The organism is Sphingobium rhizovicinum, assembly GCF_042647625.1.
GTDB classification, from domain to species: domain Bacteria; phylum Pseudomonadota; class Alphaproteobacteria; order Sphingomonadales; family Sphingomonadaceae; genus Sphingobium; species Sphingobium rhizovicinum.
Genome location: NZ_JBHRVU010000004.1, coordinates 1301622 through 1319726, shown reverse-complemented (window position 1 = coordinate 1319726; position 18105 = coordinate 1301622). Strand labels below are relative to the sequence as shown.

Annotated in this window: 19 protein-coding genes; 11 read left to right on the top strand and 8 right to left on the bottom strand. The window is 65.3% G+C overall.

Translation table 11 applies throughout. The features are described from left to right. Positions 1–43: 43 nt before the first annotated feature. From ACFOKF_RS07835 to ACFOKF_RS07820, 4 genes are read right to left on the bottom strand one after another with little or no spacing between them, the layout of a single operon-like run. Positions 44–589 (bottom strand): glutathione peroxidase, encoded by a 546-nt coding sequence (locus ACFOKF_RS07835; protein WP_380794669.1) that lies wholly within the window; start codon positions 587–589, stop codon positions 44–46. Positions 590–629: 40 nt separating this feature from the next. After that, complete coding sequence (locus ACFOKF_RS07830; protein ID WP_380794667.1) at positions 630–1337, bottom strand: VIT1/CCC1 transporter family protein; 708 nt, start codon at positions 1335–1337, stop codon at positions 630–632. Continuing rightward, positions 1334–2098: a class I SAM-dependent methyltransferase gene (locus ACFOKF_RS07825; protein WP_380794664.1), complete on the bottom strand. Its 765-nt coding sequence runs from the start codon at positions 2096–2098 to the stop codon at positions 1334–1336. The genes ACFOKF_RS07830 and ACFOKF_RS07825 overlap by 4 nt, the downstream gene beginning before the upstream one ends. Positions 2099–2115: 17 nt before the next feature. Further along, entirely contained in the window at positions 2116–3897 is a 1782-nt protein-coding gene (locus ACFOKF_RS07820) for an ABC-F family ATP-binding cassette domain-containing protein (RefSeq protein WP_380794662.1), read from the bottom strand. A 306-nt stretch (positions 3898–4203) separates the two neighbouring features. Here ACFOKF_RS07820 and ACFOKF_RS07815 point away from each other — a divergent pair, with 306 nt between their 5' ends. From ACFOKF_RS07815 to ACFOKF_RS07800, 4 genes are all read left to right on the top strand, one after another. Next, positions 4204–4935, top strand: coding sequence for an SIMPL domain-containing protein (locus ACFOKF_RS07815; RefSeq protein WP_380794659.1), 732 nt, complete (start codon positions 4204–4206; stop codon positions 4933–4935). A 77-nt stretch (positions 4936–5012) separates the two neighbouring features. Further along, complete coding sequence (locus ACFOKF_RS07810) at positions 5013–5351, top strand: hypothetical protein (protein ID WP_380794657.1); 339 nt, start codon at positions 5013–5015, stop codon at positions 5349–5351. A gap of 47 nt (positions 5352–5398) precedes the next feature. After that, entirely contained in the window at positions 5399–6064 is a 666-nt protein-coding gene (locus tag ACFOKF_RS07805; RefSeq protein WP_380794655.1) for a response regulator transcription factor, read from the top strand. A 164-nt stretch (positions 6065–6228) separates the two neighbouring features. After that, positions 6229–7536 (top strand): sensor histidine kinase, encoded by a 1308-nt coding sequence (locus tag ACFOKF_RS07800; protein WP_380797711.1) that lies wholly within the window; start codon positions 6229–6231, stop codon positions 7534–7536. Positions 7537–7803: 267 nt separating this feature from the next. On the opposite strand, the gene ACFOKF_RS07795 is transcribed toward ACFOKF_RS07800, so the two are convergent. Then, positions 7804–8919, bottom strand: a complete 1116-nt coding sequence (locus ACFOKF_RS07795; protein ID WP_380797710.1) for a glycosyltransferase — start codon at positions 8917–8919, stop codon at positions 7804–7806. Positions 8920–8974: 55 nt separating this feature from the next. Between ACFOKF_RS07795 and ACFOKF_RS07790 the strand changes: the two genes are divergently transcribed. The 7 genes from ACFOKF_RS07790 to ACFOKF_RS07760 all read left to right on the top strand — a co-directional run bounded on the left by ACFOKF_RS07790 (position 8975) and on the right by ACFOKF_RS07760 (position 15397). Next, complete coding sequence (locus tag ACFOKF_RS07790; protein ID WP_380794653.1) at positions 8975–9844, top strand: lysophospholipid acyltransferase family protein; 870 nt, start codon at positions 8975–8977, stop codon at positions 9842–9844. Positions 9845–9876: 32 nt separating this feature from the next. Continuing rightward, positions 9877–10521, top strand: coding sequence for a phosphoribosylanthranilate isomerase (locus tag ACFOKF_RS07785; RefSeq protein ID WP_298394587.1), 645 nt, complete (start codon positions 9877–9879; stop codon positions 10519–10521). A gap of 95 nt (positions 10522–10616) precedes the next feature. Beyond that, a complete protein-coding gene (gene trpB / locus ACFOKF_RS07780) occupies positions 10617–11858 on the top strand; it encodes a tryptophan synthase subunit beta (RefSeq protein WP_380794651.1) in 1242 nt (413 codons plus the stop codon). Between the two features lie 2 nt (positions 11859–11860). Continuing rightward, positions 11861–12679 (top strand): tryptophan synthase subunit alpha, encoded by an 819-nt coding sequence (gene trpA, locus ACFOKF_RS07775; RefSeq protein ID WP_380794650.1) that lies wholly within the window; start codon positions 11861–11863, stop codon positions 12677–12679. After that, positions 12676–13524, top strand: coding sequence for an acetyl-CoA carboxylase, carboxyltransferase subunit beta (gene accD / locus ACFOKF_RS07770; protein WP_298394595.1), 849 nt, complete (start codon positions 12676–12678; stop codon positions 13522–13524). The genes trpA and accD overlap by 4 nt, the downstream gene beginning before the upstream one ends. Positions 13525–13559: 35 nt before the next feature. After that, a complete protein-coding gene (locus ACFOKF_RS07765; protein ID WP_380794647.1) occupies positions 13560–14885 on the top strand; it encodes a bifunctional folylpolyglutamate synthase/dihydrofolate synthase in 1326 nt (441 codons plus the stop codon). Between the two features lie 68 nt (positions 14886–14953). After that, positions 14954–15397 carry a DUF6628 family protein gene (locus ACFOKF_RS07760; RefSeq protein WP_298394600.1) on the top strand — a complete coding sequence of 148 codons (444 nt, stop codon included), beginning with the start codon at positions 14954–14956 and terminating at the stop codon, positions 15395–15397. A 99-nt stretch (positions 15398–15496) separates the two neighbouring features. Here the strand turns inward: ACFOKF_RS07760 and ACFOKF_RS07755 are convergent, their stop codons facing one another. From ACFOKF_RS07755 to ACFOKF_RS07745, 3 genes are all read right to left on the bottom strand, one after another. Then, positions 15497–16246 (bottom strand): tetratricopeptide repeat protein, encoded by a 750-nt coding sequence (locus ACFOKF_RS07755; protein ID WP_380794644.1) that lies wholly within the window; start codon positions 16244–16246, stop codon positions 15497–15499. Next, entirely contained in the window at positions 16243–17562 is a 1320-nt protein-coding gene (locus ACFOKF_RS07750; RefSeq protein WP_380794642.1) for an AmpG family muropeptide MFS transporter, read from the bottom strand. Before ACFOKF_RS07750 ends, ACFOKF_RS07755 begins: the two co-directional genes overlap by 4 nt. Before the next feature lie 78 nt (positions 17563–17640). Continuing rightward, entirely contained in the window at positions 17641–18099 is a 459-nt protein-coding gene (locus ACFOKF_RS07745) for a response regulator (protein ID WP_380794640.1), read from the bottom strand. Positions 18100–18105: the final 6 nt, after the last annotated feature.

Here is an 18105-nt window from a genome sequence, read left to right as displayed (position 1 = left end):
GCGCCGCCCAGCAGCAGCGCGCCTGCAATCAAGGAGTAGAATTTCACTTGGCCAGTTCCGCCTCGATCGCGGCGACCAGCGCAGGGTCATTGGGGGCTGTGGTCGGCGCGAAGCGGGCGGCGACGCTGCCGTCCTTGGCGATCAGGAACTTCTCAAAATTCCAGAGGACTTCGGGCACCGGATTGGGGGTCATGCCGAAACCTTTCAGCTTTTCGCGGAAAGCGTCGCCCTCCCCCTGCGCCTCAGGCTGGGCGCTGGTCAGCGCGGCGTAGAGCGGATGCTTGTCAGGCCCCGTAACGACGATCTTTTCGAACATCGGGAAATCGACGCCGAAATTGGTGGTGCAGAAGGTCGCAATCTCATCGTTGCTGCCCGGTTCCTGCGCGCCGAAATCATTGGCGGGGAAGCCGGCGACCACCAGCCCCTGAGCCTTATAATCGGCATAGAGCTTTTCCAGCCCTTCATATTGCGGGGTCAGCCCGCATTTGGAGGCGACGTTGACCGCCAGCACCACCTGCCCCGCATAATCGGCAAGGCTGGCGTCGGCGCCTTTGATGGTCTTGAGCGGAATTTGCTGAATATCGGTCACGCATCGTCTCCTGTGAATCGGATCGGTGCGGACCTTGGCATCAAATCGCCGCGTCGAACAGATGCCCCGCGCCCGCCGTTGCCGCCATCGCCAGCGCGCCCCAGAACAGCGTCCGCAGGATCGACCGCAACGGCCGCGCCCCGCCCAGCCGCGCGCCGACATGGCCCAGAAGGATAAGGCAGAACAGGCACATAGCGACGATCGCCGTGATCGCTCCGCCAGCTGGCGCGATCGCTGCAGCCAGTACCGGCGGCGTCGCGCCCACGGCGAAACTGGCGGCCGACGCCATCGCCGCCTGCACCGGGCGCGCGGTCGACAGATCGGAAATGCCCAGCTCATCGCGGGCATGCGCGCCCAGCGCATCGGCGGCCATCAGTTGCTCCGCCACCTGCCCCGCCAGATCGGGCGTCAGGCCCCGTTCGACATAGATGTCGCGCAATTCCACCCATTCGGCATGGGGCTGATTGCGCAGAGCCTTCGCCTCCTTGGCCAGATCCGCGCGTTCGGTGTCGGATTGCGCGCTGACGGAGACATATTCGCCCGCCGCCATCGACATCGCCCCGGCCACCAGCGCCGCGACGCCCGACAGCAGGATCGACTGGGACGACGCGCCCGACGCGGCGATGCCGGTCATCAGGCTGGCGGTCGACACGATGCCGTCATTGGCCCCCAGCACCGCCGCGCGCAGCCAGCCGACGCGGTTCACATAATGGATGGCGTGATGGGGGATGGGCGCGCTGTTGCTCATGGCTGCGGCTCCTGCTCTGTCGCGGCGATGCGGCGGGCGGCGATATGCATGGTCAGGAACCGGCCGTGCCGCTCCACATCGACCACCGCCTGCCCGAAGCCGCGCCGGTGCATCATCGCGAAAATGGCGGAGGCGGGATATTCGTTCATCTGCATCATCGGTTCGTCCGCCCGCTTGCCGCGCAGCCAGTGGGACAGTTTCTGAACGCCCGGAATGCGGGTGCGCGCGCGATAGAATGCCGCGCGCAAGGGCGTATCCCCGCGCCGCAGCGCGACATGGATGCTGGCGACGCCCCCCACCGCCACCCGGTCCAGCAATCGCCCGATCAGCGGCAGGCCGCGCGCGACCGGAATATGCTGAAACACGATATAGCTGTGGACGAAATCATACGCCTCCTCCGCCGCGCTCAGCCGATCGTCAGACAGGGCGAAGCGGGCGTTGGGCGCATCCTGCCGCTGTTTGAGCATCTCCGCCTCGGCCAGCATGGCGGGCGCGACGTCCAGCCCCGTCACCTGATCAAACAGCAGCGCCATCGGCAGGGTGATGCGGCCGACGCCGCAGCCGAAATCCAGCGCGCGGCTCCGCGCCACTGGCCCCAATTGCCGCTCCAGCATCGCCAGACGCTGCACGATATAGGCTTCGCCAGTATAGAGAAAGGCGTCGACGTCGATCCGATCGCGGCGATATTCCGGCGCAGCGGCCACGCTGTAATAAGGGTCGGTTTCCGCCCACTTGCGCCAGTCGCGATCGGTATCCGCCATCGCCCTTATCCGCTCCCTTACCCGGCCAGCCCTTCGGCCTTTTCCGCCAGTTCCAGCCAGCGTTCCTCGGCCGCGTCCTTTTCGCCCCGCGCCTTTTCGATCGCGCCGGTCAGGGCAGCGAATTTCTTCGGGTCGCGGGTATAGAGCGCCGGATCGGCCAGCGCTTCCTCATCGCGGGCGATCGCGGCTTCCAGTTCCTCGATCCGTTTGGGCAGCAGGTCCAGATCGCGCTGATCCTTGTAGGTCAGCTTGGCGGAGACGGGCCTGGGCGGCGGGGGCGGCGCGGCTTCCTTCTTCTCCGCCTTGGCAGCGCGGCGCGGATCGCGCTTGGCCACCCAATCAGCATAGCCGCCCACGATCACGTCCACGACCCCGGTGCCATCCAGCCCCAAAGTCACCGTCACCGTGCGATCCAGAAAGTCGCGATCATGGCTGACGATCAGCACCGTGCCGTCATAATCGGCGATCACTTCCTGCAACAGATCGAGCGTTTCCAGATCAAGATCGTTGGTCGGCTCGTCCAGCACCAGCAGGTTGGATTCGCGGGCAAATTCGCGCGCGAACAAGAGCCGCGAGCGCTCGCCACCCGACAATGTGCCGACCTTCGCTTCGGCCAGAGACGGGTCGAACAGAAAGTCCTTGAGGTAGCCGTGGACATGTTTGCGCACCCCGCGCACATCGATCCAGTCGCCACCCTCGGCCAGCACGTCGCGCACGCTCTTGTCGCCCTGCATCAGGCTGCGCTGCTGATCGATGAAGATCATGTCCAGCGTCCTGGCCAGCGTCACTTCGCCGCTGTCAGGCTCCAGCGCGCCGGTCAGCAATTTCAGCAGTGTCGATTTGCCCGCGCCATTGCCGCCGACGATGCCGATCCGGTCGCCGCGCTGCACCCGCAGCGACAAATTGTCGATGATCGTGCGGTCCCCGAATTTCTTCGTGACATGCTCGGCCTTGATGACGCTCTTGGTCTTGCTGTCGTCGCTGGCGACGGCGATCTTGGCGGTGCCCTGCGGTCCTTGCATCGCGGCGCGCTGGGCGCGCATTTCCCACAGCTTGGACAGGCGGCCCTGATTGCGCTTGCGCCGGGCGGTGACGCCGCGCTCCAGCCAGTGCGCCTCGATCTTCAGCTTGGCGTCCAGCTTCTCCGCCGCGCGCGCCTCTTCGGCATAGACGGCCTCCATCCATTGTTCGAAGCCGCCAAAGCCGATCTCGTTCCGGCGCATCTGGCCCCGGTCGAGCCACAAAGTCTGGCGCGTCAGCCGGGTCAGGAAAGCGCGGTCATGGCTGATGACGATGAAGGCGCCGCTGTAACGCGCCATCCAATTCTCGATCCAGTCGATCGCGGCGATGTCCAGATGGTTGGTCGGCTCGTCCAGCAGCAGCAGGTCCGGTTCGCTCGCCAACGCGCGGGCGATGGCGGCGCGGCGGCGCTCGCCCCCGCTGGCGGTCTTCGCTTCGCGGCTCAGATCAATGCCCAGCTGGTCGGCAATCGCCTCCACCTCATGCGCGGGCGGCGCAAACTCGCCCGCCAGCGCGAAATCATGCAGCGTTTTGAACGGCGTGACGTCCGGATCCTGCTCCAGCGTGATGACGCGCGCGCCCGGCTGCACCGAACGGACGCCCTCGTCCGCCTCAATCTGCCCGCCCAGCAATTTGAGCAAGGTCGTCTTGCCCACGCCGTTGCGCCCGATCAGCGCCAGCCGGTCCTTCGCACCGACGGCGATGTTGAGGCCACGGAAAAGCCAGTGAGACCCCTGCGAAAGGCCGAGATTTTCGAACGAGAGAATAGGAGCTGCCATGGCGGTGCAGCTAGAGCATTTTGGTGGGCGGTGGAACCACCTTGTCGCCACATGTTTTCAGAGCAGCAACCCTGGGGCGGGTCGACATTCAGATGATGACGTGCCGAAAATGGTGAAGTTTTGCGACCCGGAGCGCAGCGTACTCAAAGTATGTGAGCACCGGAAGCGCAGAACTTCGCCATTTGCAGGCCGTCAGCGCTGGATGCCGACCCGGCCAAAGCTGTCGGACGGCTTTCAACGTGCGACAGCGTCCGTTCATCGCACCCCGGCCAAAATGGGTGCAGGACATATAGAGGAGAAACGTCCATGAAATCCGCTCTCGCCCTGATGGCGCTCGGCGCCGCCGCGCTGCCGGTCGCGGCTGTCGCCCAGACCAGCGTCACCATCGCCGAGACGGCGCCGATCGTGACGCTGAACGTCACGCAAAGCGTCGAAGCCGCGCCCGATGTCGCGACCGTGGGCACCGGCGTCCAGACCCGCGCCCAGACCGCGCAGGCTGCCATGCAGGACAATGCCGCCAAAACCGAAAAGCTGATCGCCGCACTCGCCAAGGCAGGCATCGCCAAGAAGGACATCCAGACCAGCGGCATCAACCTGTCGGCGCAATATGATTATAGCAATCAGGACGGGAAGGCGGATGGCCCGCGCTTTATCGGCTATGAAGCGTCCAACCAGCTGACCGTGAAGCTGCGCGACATCAAGAAGGTCGGCGCCTCGCTCGACGCCTTCGTCGCGGCCGGGGCGACCAACATCAACGGGCCAAGCTTTGCGATCGACGATCCCTCGCCCCTGATCGTGCAGGCGCGCGGGGAAGCGCTCAAGAGCGCCAGGGCGCAGGCCGATTTCTATGCGCAGGCGGCGGGCTATCGCTCCGCCCGGCTGGTGTCGATCAGCGAAAGCAACAGCGGCGGCCAGCCGCCCATGCCGATGGCGATGACCGCCCGCTTCAAGGCGGACGCCGCGCCCGTCACCCCGGTCGAACCCGGCCAGGTCAGCGCGTCGGTCACGCTGACGGTGCAATACGCGCTGGAGAAGTAAGAAAAGAGAAAGGGCGGCGAAGCACCTGTACATCGCCGCCTTTTCTGTTCATCTTCGCGCCATTCACCACCTGTTCAATGCCATTCACCTATGCCATGCCCATGATGATGAAGAGGAAGAGCCTGACCTCCGCGATCACGGCCGCGCTTGCCCTGGTCCTGATCGCCCCCGCCGCCGATGCCGGCAATCGCCGTGACGAACAGGATGCTGCGCGCCGCGCGATGCTGGACGGACAGGTCATGCCATTCGCCATGATCAAGCGCCGGGTCGACGCGGCCGTGGGCGGCGCCACCTATGTCGGCAGCGAATTCAACCCCTCCGCCAACCGTTATCGCCTGAAATATGTGAAGGACGGCAAGGTGATGTGGGTTGATGCCGACGGCCGGACAGGCGATATTATCGGCATGGCGCGCTAACCCGCGCACCCGCCTGACACTTTCATAACAGAAACGGACTTAGCCCCATGCGCCTGCTGATCGTCGAGGATGAACCGAATCTGGGCCAGCAGCTCAGGAACACGCTGGAGGGCGCGGGCTATGCCGTGGATCTGGCCACCGATGGCGAGGACGGGCATTTCCTGGGCGCCACCGAAAGCTATGACGCGGTGGTGCTGGACCTGGGCCTGCCGACCATCGACGGGCTGACCGTGCTGGATCGCTGGCGCAAGGAGGGGAAAAGCTTCCCCGTGCTGGTGCTGACCGCGCGCGACAGCTGGTCGGACAAGGTCGCCGGGCTGGATGCCGGCGCGGACGATTATCTGGCGAAGCCCTTCCAGAGCGAGGAACTGATCGCCCGCCTGCGCGCGCTCATCCGCCGCGCGTCGGGCAATGCGTCGAGCGAACTGATCGCCGGGGACGTGCGGCTCGACACGCGATCTGGCAAGGTCACGCTGAAGGGCGATCCGGTAAAGCTGACCGCGCAGGAATATAAGCTGCTGTCCTATCTGCTCCACCACAAGGGCAAGGTGGTCAGCCGCACCGAATTGATCGAACATATTTACGATCAGGATTTCGACCGCGATTCCAACACGATCGAAGTGTTCGTGACACGCATCCGCAAGAAATTGGGCGCCGACGTCATCACCACCATCCGCGGCCTTGGCTACAGCCTGGACGAGCCGGGGCGCTGATCGACGCCCCCTCCCCCGTTCAGTTCGAGCTTGTCGAGAACCCTTCTCGACTTCGGTTCTCGGCAAGCTCGAACCTGCGCTCGAAACGAACGGGGATGATATAGTCGGCCATGGAAAGCCCAGCCCCTCCCTCCGTCCGCTCCACCGGCTCCATCAGCCGGCGGATGATCGGCATTGCCGCGCTGTGGATCAGCGTGCTGCTGGTCGGCGGCGGCGTGGCGCTGGACCGGGTCTTGTCCGACGCGATCACCCGCAATTTCGACGACGGCATGAATTATGTGCTGACCGCGATGATCGCGGCGTCGGAAATCGGGCCGGACGGCGAAGTGCTGTTCAATCGCGAACTGGCCGACCAGCGCTTTCTGGAACCCAATAGCGGCCTTTACTACCAGATCAGCGCCAAGGGGCATGAGGACTGGCGATCGCGATCGCTGTGGGACCGCGCGCTGAAAGCGCCGGGCGAGCATCATGACCGCCAGTTGCATGTCTATAACAGCAAGCAGTTTCCGGGCGAGGATCTGCGCATCATGGAGCGCACCGTGCTGCTGCCCGGCTCCAACACGCGCTGGCTGTTCATGGTGGCGCAGGCGCGCGAAGGGCTGGACGCGCAGATCAAGACGCTGCGCGCGACGCTGTTCAACAGCTTCGCGCTGCTGGCGCTGGGGCTGTTCGTGCTGGCGACCATCCAGACCATCTATGGCCTGCGTCCGCTGCGCAAGGTGCGAATGGAGATCGTCAAGATGCGCGGCGGCGAAAAGAGCCGCGTCACCGAAGCCATGCCGGCCGAAGTGCTGCCCATGGTGGAGGAACTGAACGCCCTGCTGGCTCATAATGAGCGGCAGGCGGAGGAAGCGCGCACCCATGCCGGCAATCTTGCCCATGCGCTCAAGACCCCGCTGACCGTCATCATGAACGCCGCGACGGCGCAGGCGCCCGACCTTGGCGAAGCGGTGATCCGCGAGGCGACGACGATGCGGCGGCAGGTCGACCATCATCTCGCCCGCGCCCGCGCCGTCGGCCGGCGCGGCGCGGCGCAGAGCCGGGCGGAAGTCTGGGCCAGCCTGACCGCCGTCGAGCGCGCAGTGCAGCGCCTCTATCCCGAAGCGCGCGTCGACATGGACGGCGACAGGCAAGCCGCCGTGCGGGTGGAGCGGCAGGATCTGGACGAGATGCTGGGCAACCTCATCGAGAATGCCGCAAAATATGGTGGCGGCAGCGTGTTCGCGACCGTGGTGGCGCACGCGGGCGGCATGGTCGAGATACAGGTGGAGGATGACGGCATGGGCATCCCGGAGGCCGATCGCGTACGCATCTTCGACCGGGGCGTGCGCCTCGATTCGGGAAAGCCCGGCACCGGCCTTGGCCTCGCCATCGTGCGCGATGTGGCGGAAATCTATGGCGGATCGGTAGCGTTGGAAGAAAGCGAGGATCTGGGCGGGCTGCTCGTGCGGTTGAAGCTGCCGGCGGCGTAGGGGGAAGGGCCGGTTACGAGCAGAAGCGGACATATTCCCCCTCCCGCAGGCGGGAGGGGAATGGCAGGAATCCACCCAACTCCGCCATCTCATCCGTCGCGCCAATCCTCGCTTTCCTGTCCTATCTCCGCGCCCGAAGCTATCTTCAGCCTCCATGCGATTCGAACGCCGTCGAGAAGCGATCCGTCCCCGCCCGCCCCTGACGCAGCGACATAAAATGTCTCGATTTTGTTCCGAAATGTCCAATTCTGCGGGAAATGTGCGAAGTTAAGCGCTTCTCTCCATGTCCACCACCCGGCCGCCCCGAACCCGATAAGCCCAGCCGCCCCAGACGATGCGATTCGACGTCACCGCCATCAGCTGCACCGCCAGATGCGCCCATGTCACCGCAAAGGGCGCGATCATGTCCCAGACCAGCGACCGCCGCGCCGCCTGCGCCTGCGCCGGCTCCAGCACGCCGGCAATGATCCGCCGCCGCACCAGCGCCCGACCCCACGCCGCGCCATAGCCGACCGCCACCGCCGGCCAGCCGCCCGCCAGCAACGCCCAGCCCCACGCAGCCGACTGGACCGCCACCACCCCGGTCGCCAGCGCCCACATGCCCATGCTGTTGGTGGCGATATGCCGATATTGGCGCACGCCAAAGCCCAACAGATCGGCCGTTTGCCCCACCAGCGGACTGGCCACCAGCAGATCGCGCACCGGCCGCAGCCGCAGCTTGGCGCGCCATCCGGCTAGGCCAATGCTCATATCGTCGGACAATCGCCCCGCCAGCGCCCCGTCCAGATCCAGCCGATCCGCCAGTTCCCGCGTCAGCGCCATAGCGCCGCCCCATGGCATGGTCGCGCTGGCGAAACGCGGCAGCGTCGCCAGTTGCATCTCCACCGCCCCGACCAGCGCCGCCATCATGCCCCGCTCCGGCAGCAGCAGCCGATAGCCAGTAACAATATCCGCCTTCCCCCGCACCAGCGGAAACAGCAGCCGCCCCACCAGCCGCGCCGGCGGCTCTATGTCCGCATCAATGAAGACCAGATACCGATCCTCCGGCCGCAAGACCCGCAGCGCCGCCCGCAGCTTGTGGACCTTCTGCCCCTCGTCGCGCGCGATTCCCGCCGCGACGATCTGCACCCAGTCGCCCTCCCGCGCCGCCAGCGCGTCGGCCGCAGGGCAATCCCCCGATGTCGCGATCAACAGCCGGAAAGTCGCGCTCTGCGCCTTCAGCCGGGCGATCAGCCCCGCCCCGCCATCCCAGTCGTCCCGCACGCTCAGGATCACGACCACACCACCGGGCGTCTCGATTTTCCGGTCGCTCGGCAGATGCCGCCAATAGTTCACGACCCCGATCAGCGTCAGCGCCTGAAGGCCGATCCACACCCACATCATCGCCGTCACCTGCGCCCCTTTACCGCCTCACCCGCTGCTGTATGACGCTTGGACGATGCTCTCCAACCCCTTTCTCTTCTTCCTGATGCGCCATCTGCCTGCGCCGATCGCTTCCTGGCTTGGCGGCTGGCTGTCGGCGAACATCGCCCGCCGCACGATGAAGCTGCGCGACGCCCGCGCCCGCGCCAATCTGGCGATGTTGCGGCCCGACCTGCCGGAAACGGAGCGGGAGGCGATCCTCACCCAACGCTGGGTCAATATCGGCCGCACCATGGCGGAACTCGCCAATATCGACCGGCTGGTGAACGACGCCCATGTGACCGTCATCGACAAGGCGGCCTATCAGGCGGTTCTGGACGGTCCCGGCCCGATGATCGCCTTCACCGCGCATCTGGGTAATTGGGATCTGCTCGCCGCCCATATCAAATGGTCGACCGACCGCCCCGGCCTTGGCGTCTATGAAGCGCCCGAAGACCCGAAGACCGCCGCCCAACTCAAGAAAGCCCGCTCCAGCTACATGGGCGAAGCGATCGGCGGCGAAGGGGCCGCGCGCGGCGTGCTCAAGCATCTGACCCAGAAGGACCGCGCCACCCTCTATATATTGGCGGACGAGCGGCGCGACCGGCAGGTCTGGTTCCCGACCTTCGGCCGGCCGCTGGAACCGTCGGGCAATCTGTCGATCGCCCTGCGGCTGGCGCGCAAAGTCGGCGCGCAATTCCTGCCCTTCTACCTTGTCCGCACCCATGGCCCGCACTTCGAACTCCACTGGCGTGCGCCGCTCGATCCCGCATTGATGACCGACGCGCAGATCGTCGCCGGGCTGGATGATTTTCTGGGCGCCGCTTGCGTTACCCATGCCGACCAGTGGTTGGCGCTGCACGACATGGACCTGACCCAGCCCATTCCGATCCCGCCGGCCATGTGACTTCCCCGCCCTTCGCCGCTAAAGCCCCAGCCATGTCCCGACTCGCGATCAAGATTTGTGGTCTGTCGACCCCCGAAACGCTGGGCGCGGCCGTACAGGCGGGCGCGAGCCATGTCGGCTTCGTCCATTTTCCCAAAAGCCCGCGCCATGTGGAACCGGACCAGATCGCAGCGCTCGCCGCCGCCGTTCCCGCCCATGTCGATCGGGTCGCCGTGGTGGTCGACGCGGACGATGCGCAACTCACCCGCCTCGCCGACACCGGCGCGCTCAGCGCCTTCCAGCTGCATGGCAAGGAAAGCCCCGAACGCGCCGCCGCCATCCGCCAGCGTTTCGGCCTGCCCGTCTGGAAGGCGATTTCGGTCAAGACCCGCGCCGACATCGATGCTGCCAATGCCTATGTCGGCGCGGTCGACCGGCTGTTGTTCGACGCCAAGACGCCCGATGGCGCAGCGCTGCCGGGCGGCATGGGCCTTCGCTTCGACTGGACGCTGCTGCGCGGCCTTGCCATCCCCGCGCCATGGGGCCTGTCGGGCGGGCTTGGCATCGACAATGTGGCCGAAGCGATCCGCATCACCGGCGCGCCGCTGATCGATGTTTCTTCAGGCGTGGAAAGCGCGCCGGGCATCAAGAGTGTGGACAAGATCATGGCCTTCTGCAAAGCGGTTCAGCCATGTTGACGCTGAACGCCCCTGCCGTGCGCATCGAAGGACGATGGCGCTGATCGCTTCCCCCAGATCGAAGCGAACGCCCCATATTGTCTCGGAAAGAAATCATGACCGACACCATCACCCTGCCCAATAGCCTCCGCAGCCAGCCGGACGATAATGGCCATTTCGGCGCGTTCGGCGGCCGCTATGTCGCCGAAACGCTGATGCCGTTGATCCTGGAGCTGGAGAAGGTTTACAAGGAGGCGAAGGCCGATCCGGCCTTCGACGCCGAATTTGCCGAACTGCTGCGCACCTATGTCGGCCGCCCCAACCCGCTTTATTATGCGCAGCGGCTGACCGAAGCGCTGCGCGCCAAGGCCCCCGCAGGCAAGGGCGCGAAAATCTACCTCAAGCGCGAGGAACTCAACCACACCGGCGCGCACAAGATCAACAATTGCATCGGCCAGGCGCTGCTCGCCCGCCGTATGGGCAAGAAGAAGGTCATCGCCGAAACCGGTGCCGGCCAGCATGGCGTCGCCACCGCGACCGTCGCCGCCCTGTTCGGCATGGAATGCAAGATCTTCATGGGCGCCAAGGATGTCGAACGGCAAAAGCCCAATGTGTTCCGCATGAAGCTGCTCGGCGCAGAGGTGATCCCTGTCCATTCCGGCTCCTCGACGCTCAAGGATTCGATGAACGATGCCCTGCGCTACTGGGTGTCGAACGTCCATGACACTTTCTACATCATCGGCACCGCCGCCGGCCCGCATCCCTATCCGGAACTGGTGCGCGATTTCCAGTCGATCATCGGCAAGGAAATCCGGTCGCAGATCATGGAAGCGGAAGGCCGCCTGCCCGACATGCTGATCGCTCCGGTCGGTGGCGGCTCCAACGCCATCGGCATGTTCCACCCCTTCCTCGACGACCCCGAAGTCGCGATGATCGGCGTGGAAGCGGCCGGCGAGGGCCTCGACAAGAAACATGCCGCATCGCTGGCCGGTGGCAAGTCGGGCATATTGCACGGCAACCGCACCTATTTGTTGCAGGATGAAGACGGCCAGATCACCGAAGCGCACAGCATTTCGGCGGGCCTCGACTATCCCGGCATCGGCCCGGAACATAGCTGGCTGCACGAAATCGGCCGGGTGAACTATCTGCCGATCAAGGATGACGAGGCGCTGGAAAGTTTCCAGACCCTGTCCCGCCTGGAAGGCATCATCCCCGCGCTGGAATCCGCCCATGCCGTGGCCGCCGCCGAACAGGTCGCGCCGACGCTGGACGCGGACAAGATCATCATCGTCAATCTGTCGGGTCGGGGGGACAAGGATATTTTCACCGTCGCCGACGCCCTGGGAGTGGAGATGTGAGCATGACCGATCGTCTCTCCACCCGCTTCGCCGCCTGCAAGGCGCAGGGCCGCGCCGCGCTCATCACCTTCGTCACCGCCGGTGATCCCGACGTCGCCGCCACGCCCGCCATCCTCGATGCGCTGGTCGCGGGCGGCGCGGACATTATCGAACTGGGCATGCCCTTCACCGATCCGATGGCCGATGGCCCGGCAATCGAACTGGCGAACCTGCGCAGCCTCGGCTCCGGCACGAAGACGAAGCATGTGTTCGCCCTCGCCGCCGATTTCCGCACGCGTCACCCGGAAACGCCTTTGATCCTGATGGGCTATGCCAACCCCATGCTGGTGCGCGGTTCGGACTGGTTCGCCGATCAGTGCAAGGCTGCCGGCGTCGACGGCGTCATCTGCGTCGATATTCCGCCGGAGGAAGACGCCGAACTCGGCCCCGCCCTGCGCGCGGCGGGCGTGCATCTTGTTCGCCTCGCCACCCCGACCACCGATGCGGCACGCCTGCCCACCGTGCTGAACGGCGCCAGCGGCTTCCTCTACCATGTCGCCGTCGCCGGCATCACCGGCAAGCAGCAGGCGGCGCAGGCCAATATCGAAATCGCCGTTGCCAAGCTGAAGGCAGCCACCAATCTGCCGATCGCCGTCGGTTTCGGCGTGCGCACGCCCGAACAGGCCGCCGCCATCGGCCGCATCGCCGACGGCGTTGTCGTCGGCTCCGCCATTGTCGACATCATCGGCAGCCATGGCGACGCCGCCGCGCCCTTCGTACAGGAATTCGTTGCGTCGCTCAGCGGCGCCCTCACCACTTCTATCCGGGAGACCGCAGCATGAGCTGGATCAACCGCGTTCGTAACGCCCTGCCCTTCACCAAGAAGGAAACCACCGCCGAAACGCTCTGGCACCAGTGCCCGTCGTGCAAGGAAATGGTTTTCATCAAGGAATGGGAGGAAAATCTCTCGGTCTGCCCGCGCTGCGACCATCATGGCCGCATCGGTCCGGACGCCCGTTTCGAGCAAATACTCGACGCCGGCTTCATCCTGCTGCCGACGCCGCATGTGCCCGAAGATCCGCTCAAATTCCGCGATAGCAAGCGCTACCCGGACCGTATCAAGGCCGCCCGCGCCTCCACCGGCGATCAGGACGCCCTCATCAACGCGCGCGGCGCGATCGATGATGTGCCTCTGGTCATGGGCGTGCAGAATTTCGCCTTCATGGGTGGTTCCATGGGCATGGGCGTGGGCGCGGCCTTCATCCAGGGCGTGAACGACGCGATCGCGCATAAATGCCCCTATGTCATCTTCACCGCCGCCGGCGGCGCCCGTATGCAGGAAGGCATCCTTTCCCTGATGCAGATGCCGCGTTCGACCGTGGCGATCCAGAAGCTGCACGCGGCCGGCCTGCCCTATATCGTCGTGCTGACCGATCCGACCACGGGCGGCGTCACCGCGAGCTATGCCATGCTGGGCGACATCCAGATTTCGGAGCCCAATGCCCTGATCGGCTTCGCCGGCCAGCGCGTCATCGAAAGCACGATCCGCGAAAAGCTGCCTGAAGGATTCCAGCGCGCCGAATATCTGCTGGACCATGGCATGCTCGACATGGTGGTCCATCGCAGCGAATTGCGCGATACGCTGGCGCGGGTGATCGGCTATCTGACGCCGCGCGCCGCTGCCTGACTGCAACATAAAGCGCGATAGGGGGAGTTGCGCGCATGGCCGACCACGCCGTTTCGGATGATCCGCAGGTGCAGGCGCAACTCGATCGGCTCTGGTCGCTGTCCCCCGGCGCGGACGTGCTGGGGCTGGAGCGGATCACCCGGCTGCTGGAGCGGCTGGGCGATCCGCACCGCGCCTTGCCCCCGGTCTTCCATGTCGCCGGCACCAACGGCAAGGGGTCGACCTGCGCCTTCCTGCGCGCGGCGATGGAGGCCGACGGCAAAAGCGTCCACGTCTTCACATCTCCGCATCTGGTGCGCTTCAATGAACGCATCCGCATATCCGGCCAGTTGATCGGCGACGCACAGCTCTCCCGCTATCTGGAGCGGGTGCTGGACATTGCGGAAGGCGTGAACGCCAGCTTCTTTGAAGTCACGACCGCCGCCGCCTTCCTCGCCTTTGCCGAACATCCGGCCGACGCCTGCATCATTGAAGTCGGGCTTGGCGGCCGGCTGGACGCGACCAATGTGCTGACCGACCCGGCGGTGTGCGGCATCGCACAACTGGGCATCGACCATCAGGCCTTTCTGGGCGACACGCTGGAAAAGATCGCCGCGGAAAAGGCCGGCATCGCCAAGGCCGGCGCGGCGCTGGTGACGCAGCGTTATCCCGAAACGCTCCATCCCATCATGCAGGCTGCGGCCGACGCCGCCAGCACCCTCTGGATCAACCAGGGCGAAGGCTGGGACGCCGCCGTCTATCGCAACCGGCTCCATTATCGCGACGATCTGGGCCGGCTCGACACGCCGCTGCCCCGCCTTGCCGGGGCGCATCAGGTGCAAAATGCCGCGCTCGCCTTTGCCATGCTGCGCCATCAGGACGCGGTGCCTCTGCCCGAGGCTGCGCTGAAAGCCGCCCCCCTCTGGGCGCACTGGCCTGCCCGCCTCCAGCGGCTGGAGCATGGCCCGCTGCTCGCCCCGCTGCCCGAAGGCAGCACCGCCTGGCTCGACGGCGGGCATAATGCCGGCGCCGGCGAGGCGATCGGCGCTTATTTCACCGCTGACCGGCTGGAGGGGCAGAAACTGCACCTCATCATCGGCATGCTGGCGAACAAGGAAGTAGACGCCTTCCTTGCGCCCTTCGCGGGGAAGATCGCGCATATCCATGCGCTGCCAGTGCCGGGTCATGAACATCATCCGGCCGAACGCTTCGCCGCCATTGCCGGTCAGTGGGGCATAGGCTGCACCGCCCATGCCGAACCGGGCGAATCGATCCGCGCCGTCACGAACGCCGCCGGCGGCACGCCGGTCAAATTGCTGATCGGCGGGTCGCTCTATCTGGCGGGCGAGATTTTGCGACTGAACGAGCAATTACCGGACTGAATAGGACTTGCGAGTGACTCGCAATAGCGTATTGTGCGTTGACCGACCAACGCAGAAGGCGCGATTCTATGGCTGCTTATGGAGAGACCTCCCCCCTCGACCTGCCCCGGCCCATTCCGGGCGGCTATGGCAATCGCCTGTTCCTGTTCGTGATGCGGCGGATGGCGACGGCGGGCGTGAATGACGCCCATGCCGCCAATGCGATGCTGGGCGCGTTCGGCCGCAGCTATCGCCGGCCGCTGGTGCTGATGCGCGCGATGATGCTGGAACTGGCGCGCGCATCGAGCCGCAAGATATTGGTCGCGCCCTGCTGCTGCGCGCGCATGACCGCCGACGAAGCGTTGATGATGCAGGCGACCGGGGAAGCGCTGCGCGATCCCAATGCCGCCTATGACCGGGTCAGCGAATTGCTGGGCAATGATCATGCGCTGGGTGCGCTGACCTGCCTTCAGGCGGTGGCGCAGGCCCATAATGACCTTGGCCGCCCACTGGATATCTACGCGGCGGGTTAAAGCATTTTGAAGTCATCTGGAACAGATGACGGCTCGCAAAATGCGGGAAATCAAAAAAGGCAGAGCGGTCGATCCGATGCAATCGGATCACAGACCGCTCTATGCCCGGCGCAATTCGGCCAGTTGCTCCCCGGCCCAGCGATACATGTCCGCCTGCGCGGCGCGCTGGGTCCGGTCCATGCGGGACGCCCGGCGCTCCACCTCTTCCAGGATGGATCGCGCGCGACGACTATCTCCCTGTTGCAGCAGGAAAGCCGCATAATGGCATCGCGCCTCCTCTCCGGCGATGCGTTCGACCACATCCTCGAACAACAGGCGCGCGTCCGCGCTGCGCCCCAGATCGGCCAGGATGCGCGCCTTCAGTAAAGTGCGCCGGTCCCACTCGCTGCCGCGCGACAGTTCGGGCGCAGCCTCCAGCAGGGCAAGGGCCTGCGCGCTCTCGCCCAGTTCGAACAGCACGCCAGCCAGCTTGACCTGCGTCCCCCAATCATTGCCCGGTCCCAGCGCCAATCCCTTGCGATAGGCCGCCTCGGCCTCCGCATAGCGGTGGCGCGCGGCCTGCGCATCGCCCAGCGCGATATGATTGGCGGCCGTATCGGCCAGATCGATCGCGCGTTCGGCGTCGCGCACGGCGCGTTCAGGATCGACCTTCCCCACCACCTGCGCCCGCGCGGTGCGGACATGGCGGTTGTTCCAATGCTGCGGCAGCACCTCCAGCATGACATAGGCAAAGCAGCCCAGCAGCGAAAAGAGCATGATGAACAGCAGCCATATCTGGTTGCGGCCCGACCGGATGACATGCACCGCGCAGACGATCTGGAGGCACAGCGAGGCGGCGATGAAGATCATCGGGCGTCGCCCGTGTCGGTCGCTGCGCTCCCGACGCTGGCGTCGATCAGGCCAGCGCGCATCATCAGCCAGAACAGCAATATGCCCGGCACGGCCAGCGCGGTGGTGAGCAGATAGAAGTTCACATAGCCCATCTGTTCGATCAGCCCGCCAGCCGTCGTGCCGGTCAGGAAACGGCCGACGATGCTGGCCGCCGCCGAAATCAGCGCATATTGGGCGGCGGTGAAGCGCAGGTCGCACAGGGCCGAGAAATAGGCGACGACCGTGACGCCGCCAATGCCGCTGGCGATATTCTCAAAGCCGATCGCGCCGGCCATGCCCCAGTTGCTCTTGCCCAGCGCCGCCAGCGCGGCAAAGCTGAAATTGGATACGCACATCAGGATCAGGCTGATCAGCACCGATCTCTTCATGCCCAGCCGCGCATAGAGCATGCCGCCCAGGAAAATGCCGGCCAGATAGGCCCAGAACCCCATGCCGACATCGTAAATGGCGATTTCGTCATTGGTGAAGCCCATATCGTCGAACAGCAGGCGGAAGGTCAGGTTCGCCAGCGTGTCGCCAATCTTGTGCATCAGGATGAACAGCAGCACCAGAACAGCGCCGCGCCGCTTGAAAAATTCGACCAGCGGCCCGGTGATGGAGGCCATGACTTCGCCAATGCCGCGCCGGGCGATGGGATCGCGATGCCGGTCCGGCTCTCCCATGATCAGGCCGGTCAGCATTGCCGGCAAGGCGAACAGACCGCAGGCCAGATAGGCGCCATGCCAGCCGATGCGCGACGCCAGCACCAGCGCCAGCGATCCGGCGGCGACCGACCCGATGCGCCAGCCATATTGCGACATGCCCGATCCGACGCCCAATTGTTCGGGCTTGAGCAATTCGATCCGATAGGCGTCGATCACGATGTCGAATGTCGCCCCCGCCATGCCGACCAGAACCGCGGCATAGGCGGTCTGCATCAGGCTGGTCTTGGGATCGACCAGCGCCAGATAGGTTATGGCGGCCATGACGAACAGGCCGGCGACAATCAGCCAGGATACGCGCTGCCCCAATCGGCCGATAATCGGCAGTCGAACGCCATCGACCACCCATGCCCACAGCCATTTGAGGTTATAGACCAGGAACGCCAGGGTGAAGGCGGTCACGGCCTTCTTGTCGATCCCGTCCTGCGCCAGCCGGGTCGTCAGGGTCGCGGCGATCATCGCGAAGGGCGCGCCGGACGACACGCCCAGAAAGAAGGACGCCAGCGGCGCCTTTTCCACATAGGGTTTGACCGCGTCGATCCAGTTGCCGGTGCCGCCGGCCAGTTCCGTCATGATAGTGGATGCCCCCAATGATATGTCGCGCGCCACCATATGGCCTGATTGCCGTCAGGCAAGGGGGCTTTGCGGCGATCAGGCTGCCGCGTCGAACAGGCTGAGGCCCGGCGGCGATTTGGGGCGCCTGACGCCGCGCAGCACGGCGTCGACCACGCCGATCGCGGCGATCAGGTCGCGCGGGGCATAGGGTTTGGCAAGGCATCCGATCGCCAGAGCGCGCGCGTCGATCGGGCAATGGCCGGTGACGAACAGCACGGCCAGACCCTGCCCGGCGGCGTGGCGGGCGACGTCGATGCCGTTCTTGCGCCCATGCAGGGCGACATCGGCGATCACCAGATCGATCCCGCCTTCGTCGATGACGCGCACCGCATGATCATGATCGTCCACGGTGGCGGCGACGCAATAGCCGGCATGTTCCAGCGCATGTTCATTGTCGAACGCCACCAGCGGCTCATCCTCCACCACCAGTACGGTGCGGACGGCCTTTCGGCGGGATTTGCGAACGCCTTCCTCTTTCACGAAACCGAAAAACATTTGCCA

Bases quoted from the DNA above. Each gene is read 5' to 3' on its own strand.
- ACFOKF_RS07790 (WP_380794653.1), top strand. From the start codon at position 8,975: ATGCTCTCCAACCCCTTTCTCTTCTTCCTGATGCGCCATCTGCCTGCG.
- ACFOKF_RS07815 (WP_380794659.1), top strand. From the start codon at position 4,204: ATGAAATCCGCTCTCGCCCTGATGGCGCTCGGCGCCGCCGCGCTGCCG.
- ACFOKF_RS07750 (WP_380794642.1), bottom strand. From the start codon at position 17,562: ATGACGGAACTGGCCGGCGGCACCGGCAACTGGATCGACGCGGTCAAA.
- ACFOKF_RS07760 (WP_298394600.1), top strand. From the start codon at position 14,954: ATGGCTGCTTATGGAGAGACCTCCCCCCTCGACCTGCCCCGGCCCATT.
- ACFOKF_RS07805 (WP_380794655.1), top strand. From the start codon at position 5,399: ATGCGCCTGCTGATCGTCGAGGATGAACCGAATCTGGGCCAGCAGCTC.
- ACFOKF_RS07825 (WP_380794664.1), bottom strand. From the start codon at position 2,098: ATGGCGGATACCGATCGCGACTGGCGCAAGTGGGCGGAAACCGACCCT.
- ACFOKF_RS07755 (WP_380794644.1), bottom strand. From the start codon at position 16,246: ATGATCTTCATCGCCGCCTCGCTGTGCCTCCAGATCGTCTGCGCGGTG.
- ACFOKF_RS07810 (WP_380794657.1), top strand. From the start codon at position 5,013: ATGCCATTCACCTATGCCATGCCCATGATGATGAAGAGGAAGAGCCTG.
- trpB (WP_380794651.1), top strand. From the start codon at position 10,617: ATGACCGACACCATCACCCTGCCCAATAGCCTCCGCAGCCAGCCGGAC.
- ACFOKF_RS07745 (WP_380794640.1), bottom strand. From the start codon at position 18,099: ATGTTTTTCGGTTTCGTGAAAGAGGAAGGCGTTCGCAAATCCCGCCGA.
- ACFOKF_RS07800 (WP_380797711.1), top strand. From the start codon at position 6,229: ATGATCGGCATTGCCGCGCTGTGGATCAGCGTGCTGCTGGTCGGCGGC.
- ACFOKF_RS07820 (WP_380794662.1), bottom strand. From the start codon at position 3,897: ATGGCAGCTCCTATTCTCTCGTTCGAAAATCTCGGCCTTTCGCAGGGG.
- ACFOKF_RS07830 (WP_380794667.1), bottom strand. From the start codon at position 1,337: ATGAGCAACAGCGCGCCCATCCCCCATCACGCCATCCATTATGTGAAC.
- ACFOKF_RS07785 (WP_298394587.1), top strand. From the start codon at position 9,877: ATGTCCCGACTCGCGATCAAGATTTGTGGTCTGTCGACCCCCGAAACG.
- ACFOKF_RS07795 (WP_380797710.1), bottom strand. From the start codon at position 8,919: ATGATGTGGGTGTGGATCGGCCTTCAGGCGCTGACGCTGATCGGGGTC.
- ACFOKF_RS07765 (WP_380794647.1), top strand. From the start codon at position 13,560: ATGGCCGACCACGCCGTTTCGGATGATCCGCAGGTGCAGGCGCAACTC.
- trpA (WP_380794650.1), top strand. From the start codon at position 11,861: ATGACCGATCGTCTCTCCACCCGCTTCGCCGCCTGCAAGGCGCAGGGC.
- accD (WP_298394595.1), top strand. From the start codon at position 12,676: ATGAGCTGGATCAACCGCGTTCGTAACGCCCTGCCCTTCACCAAGAAG.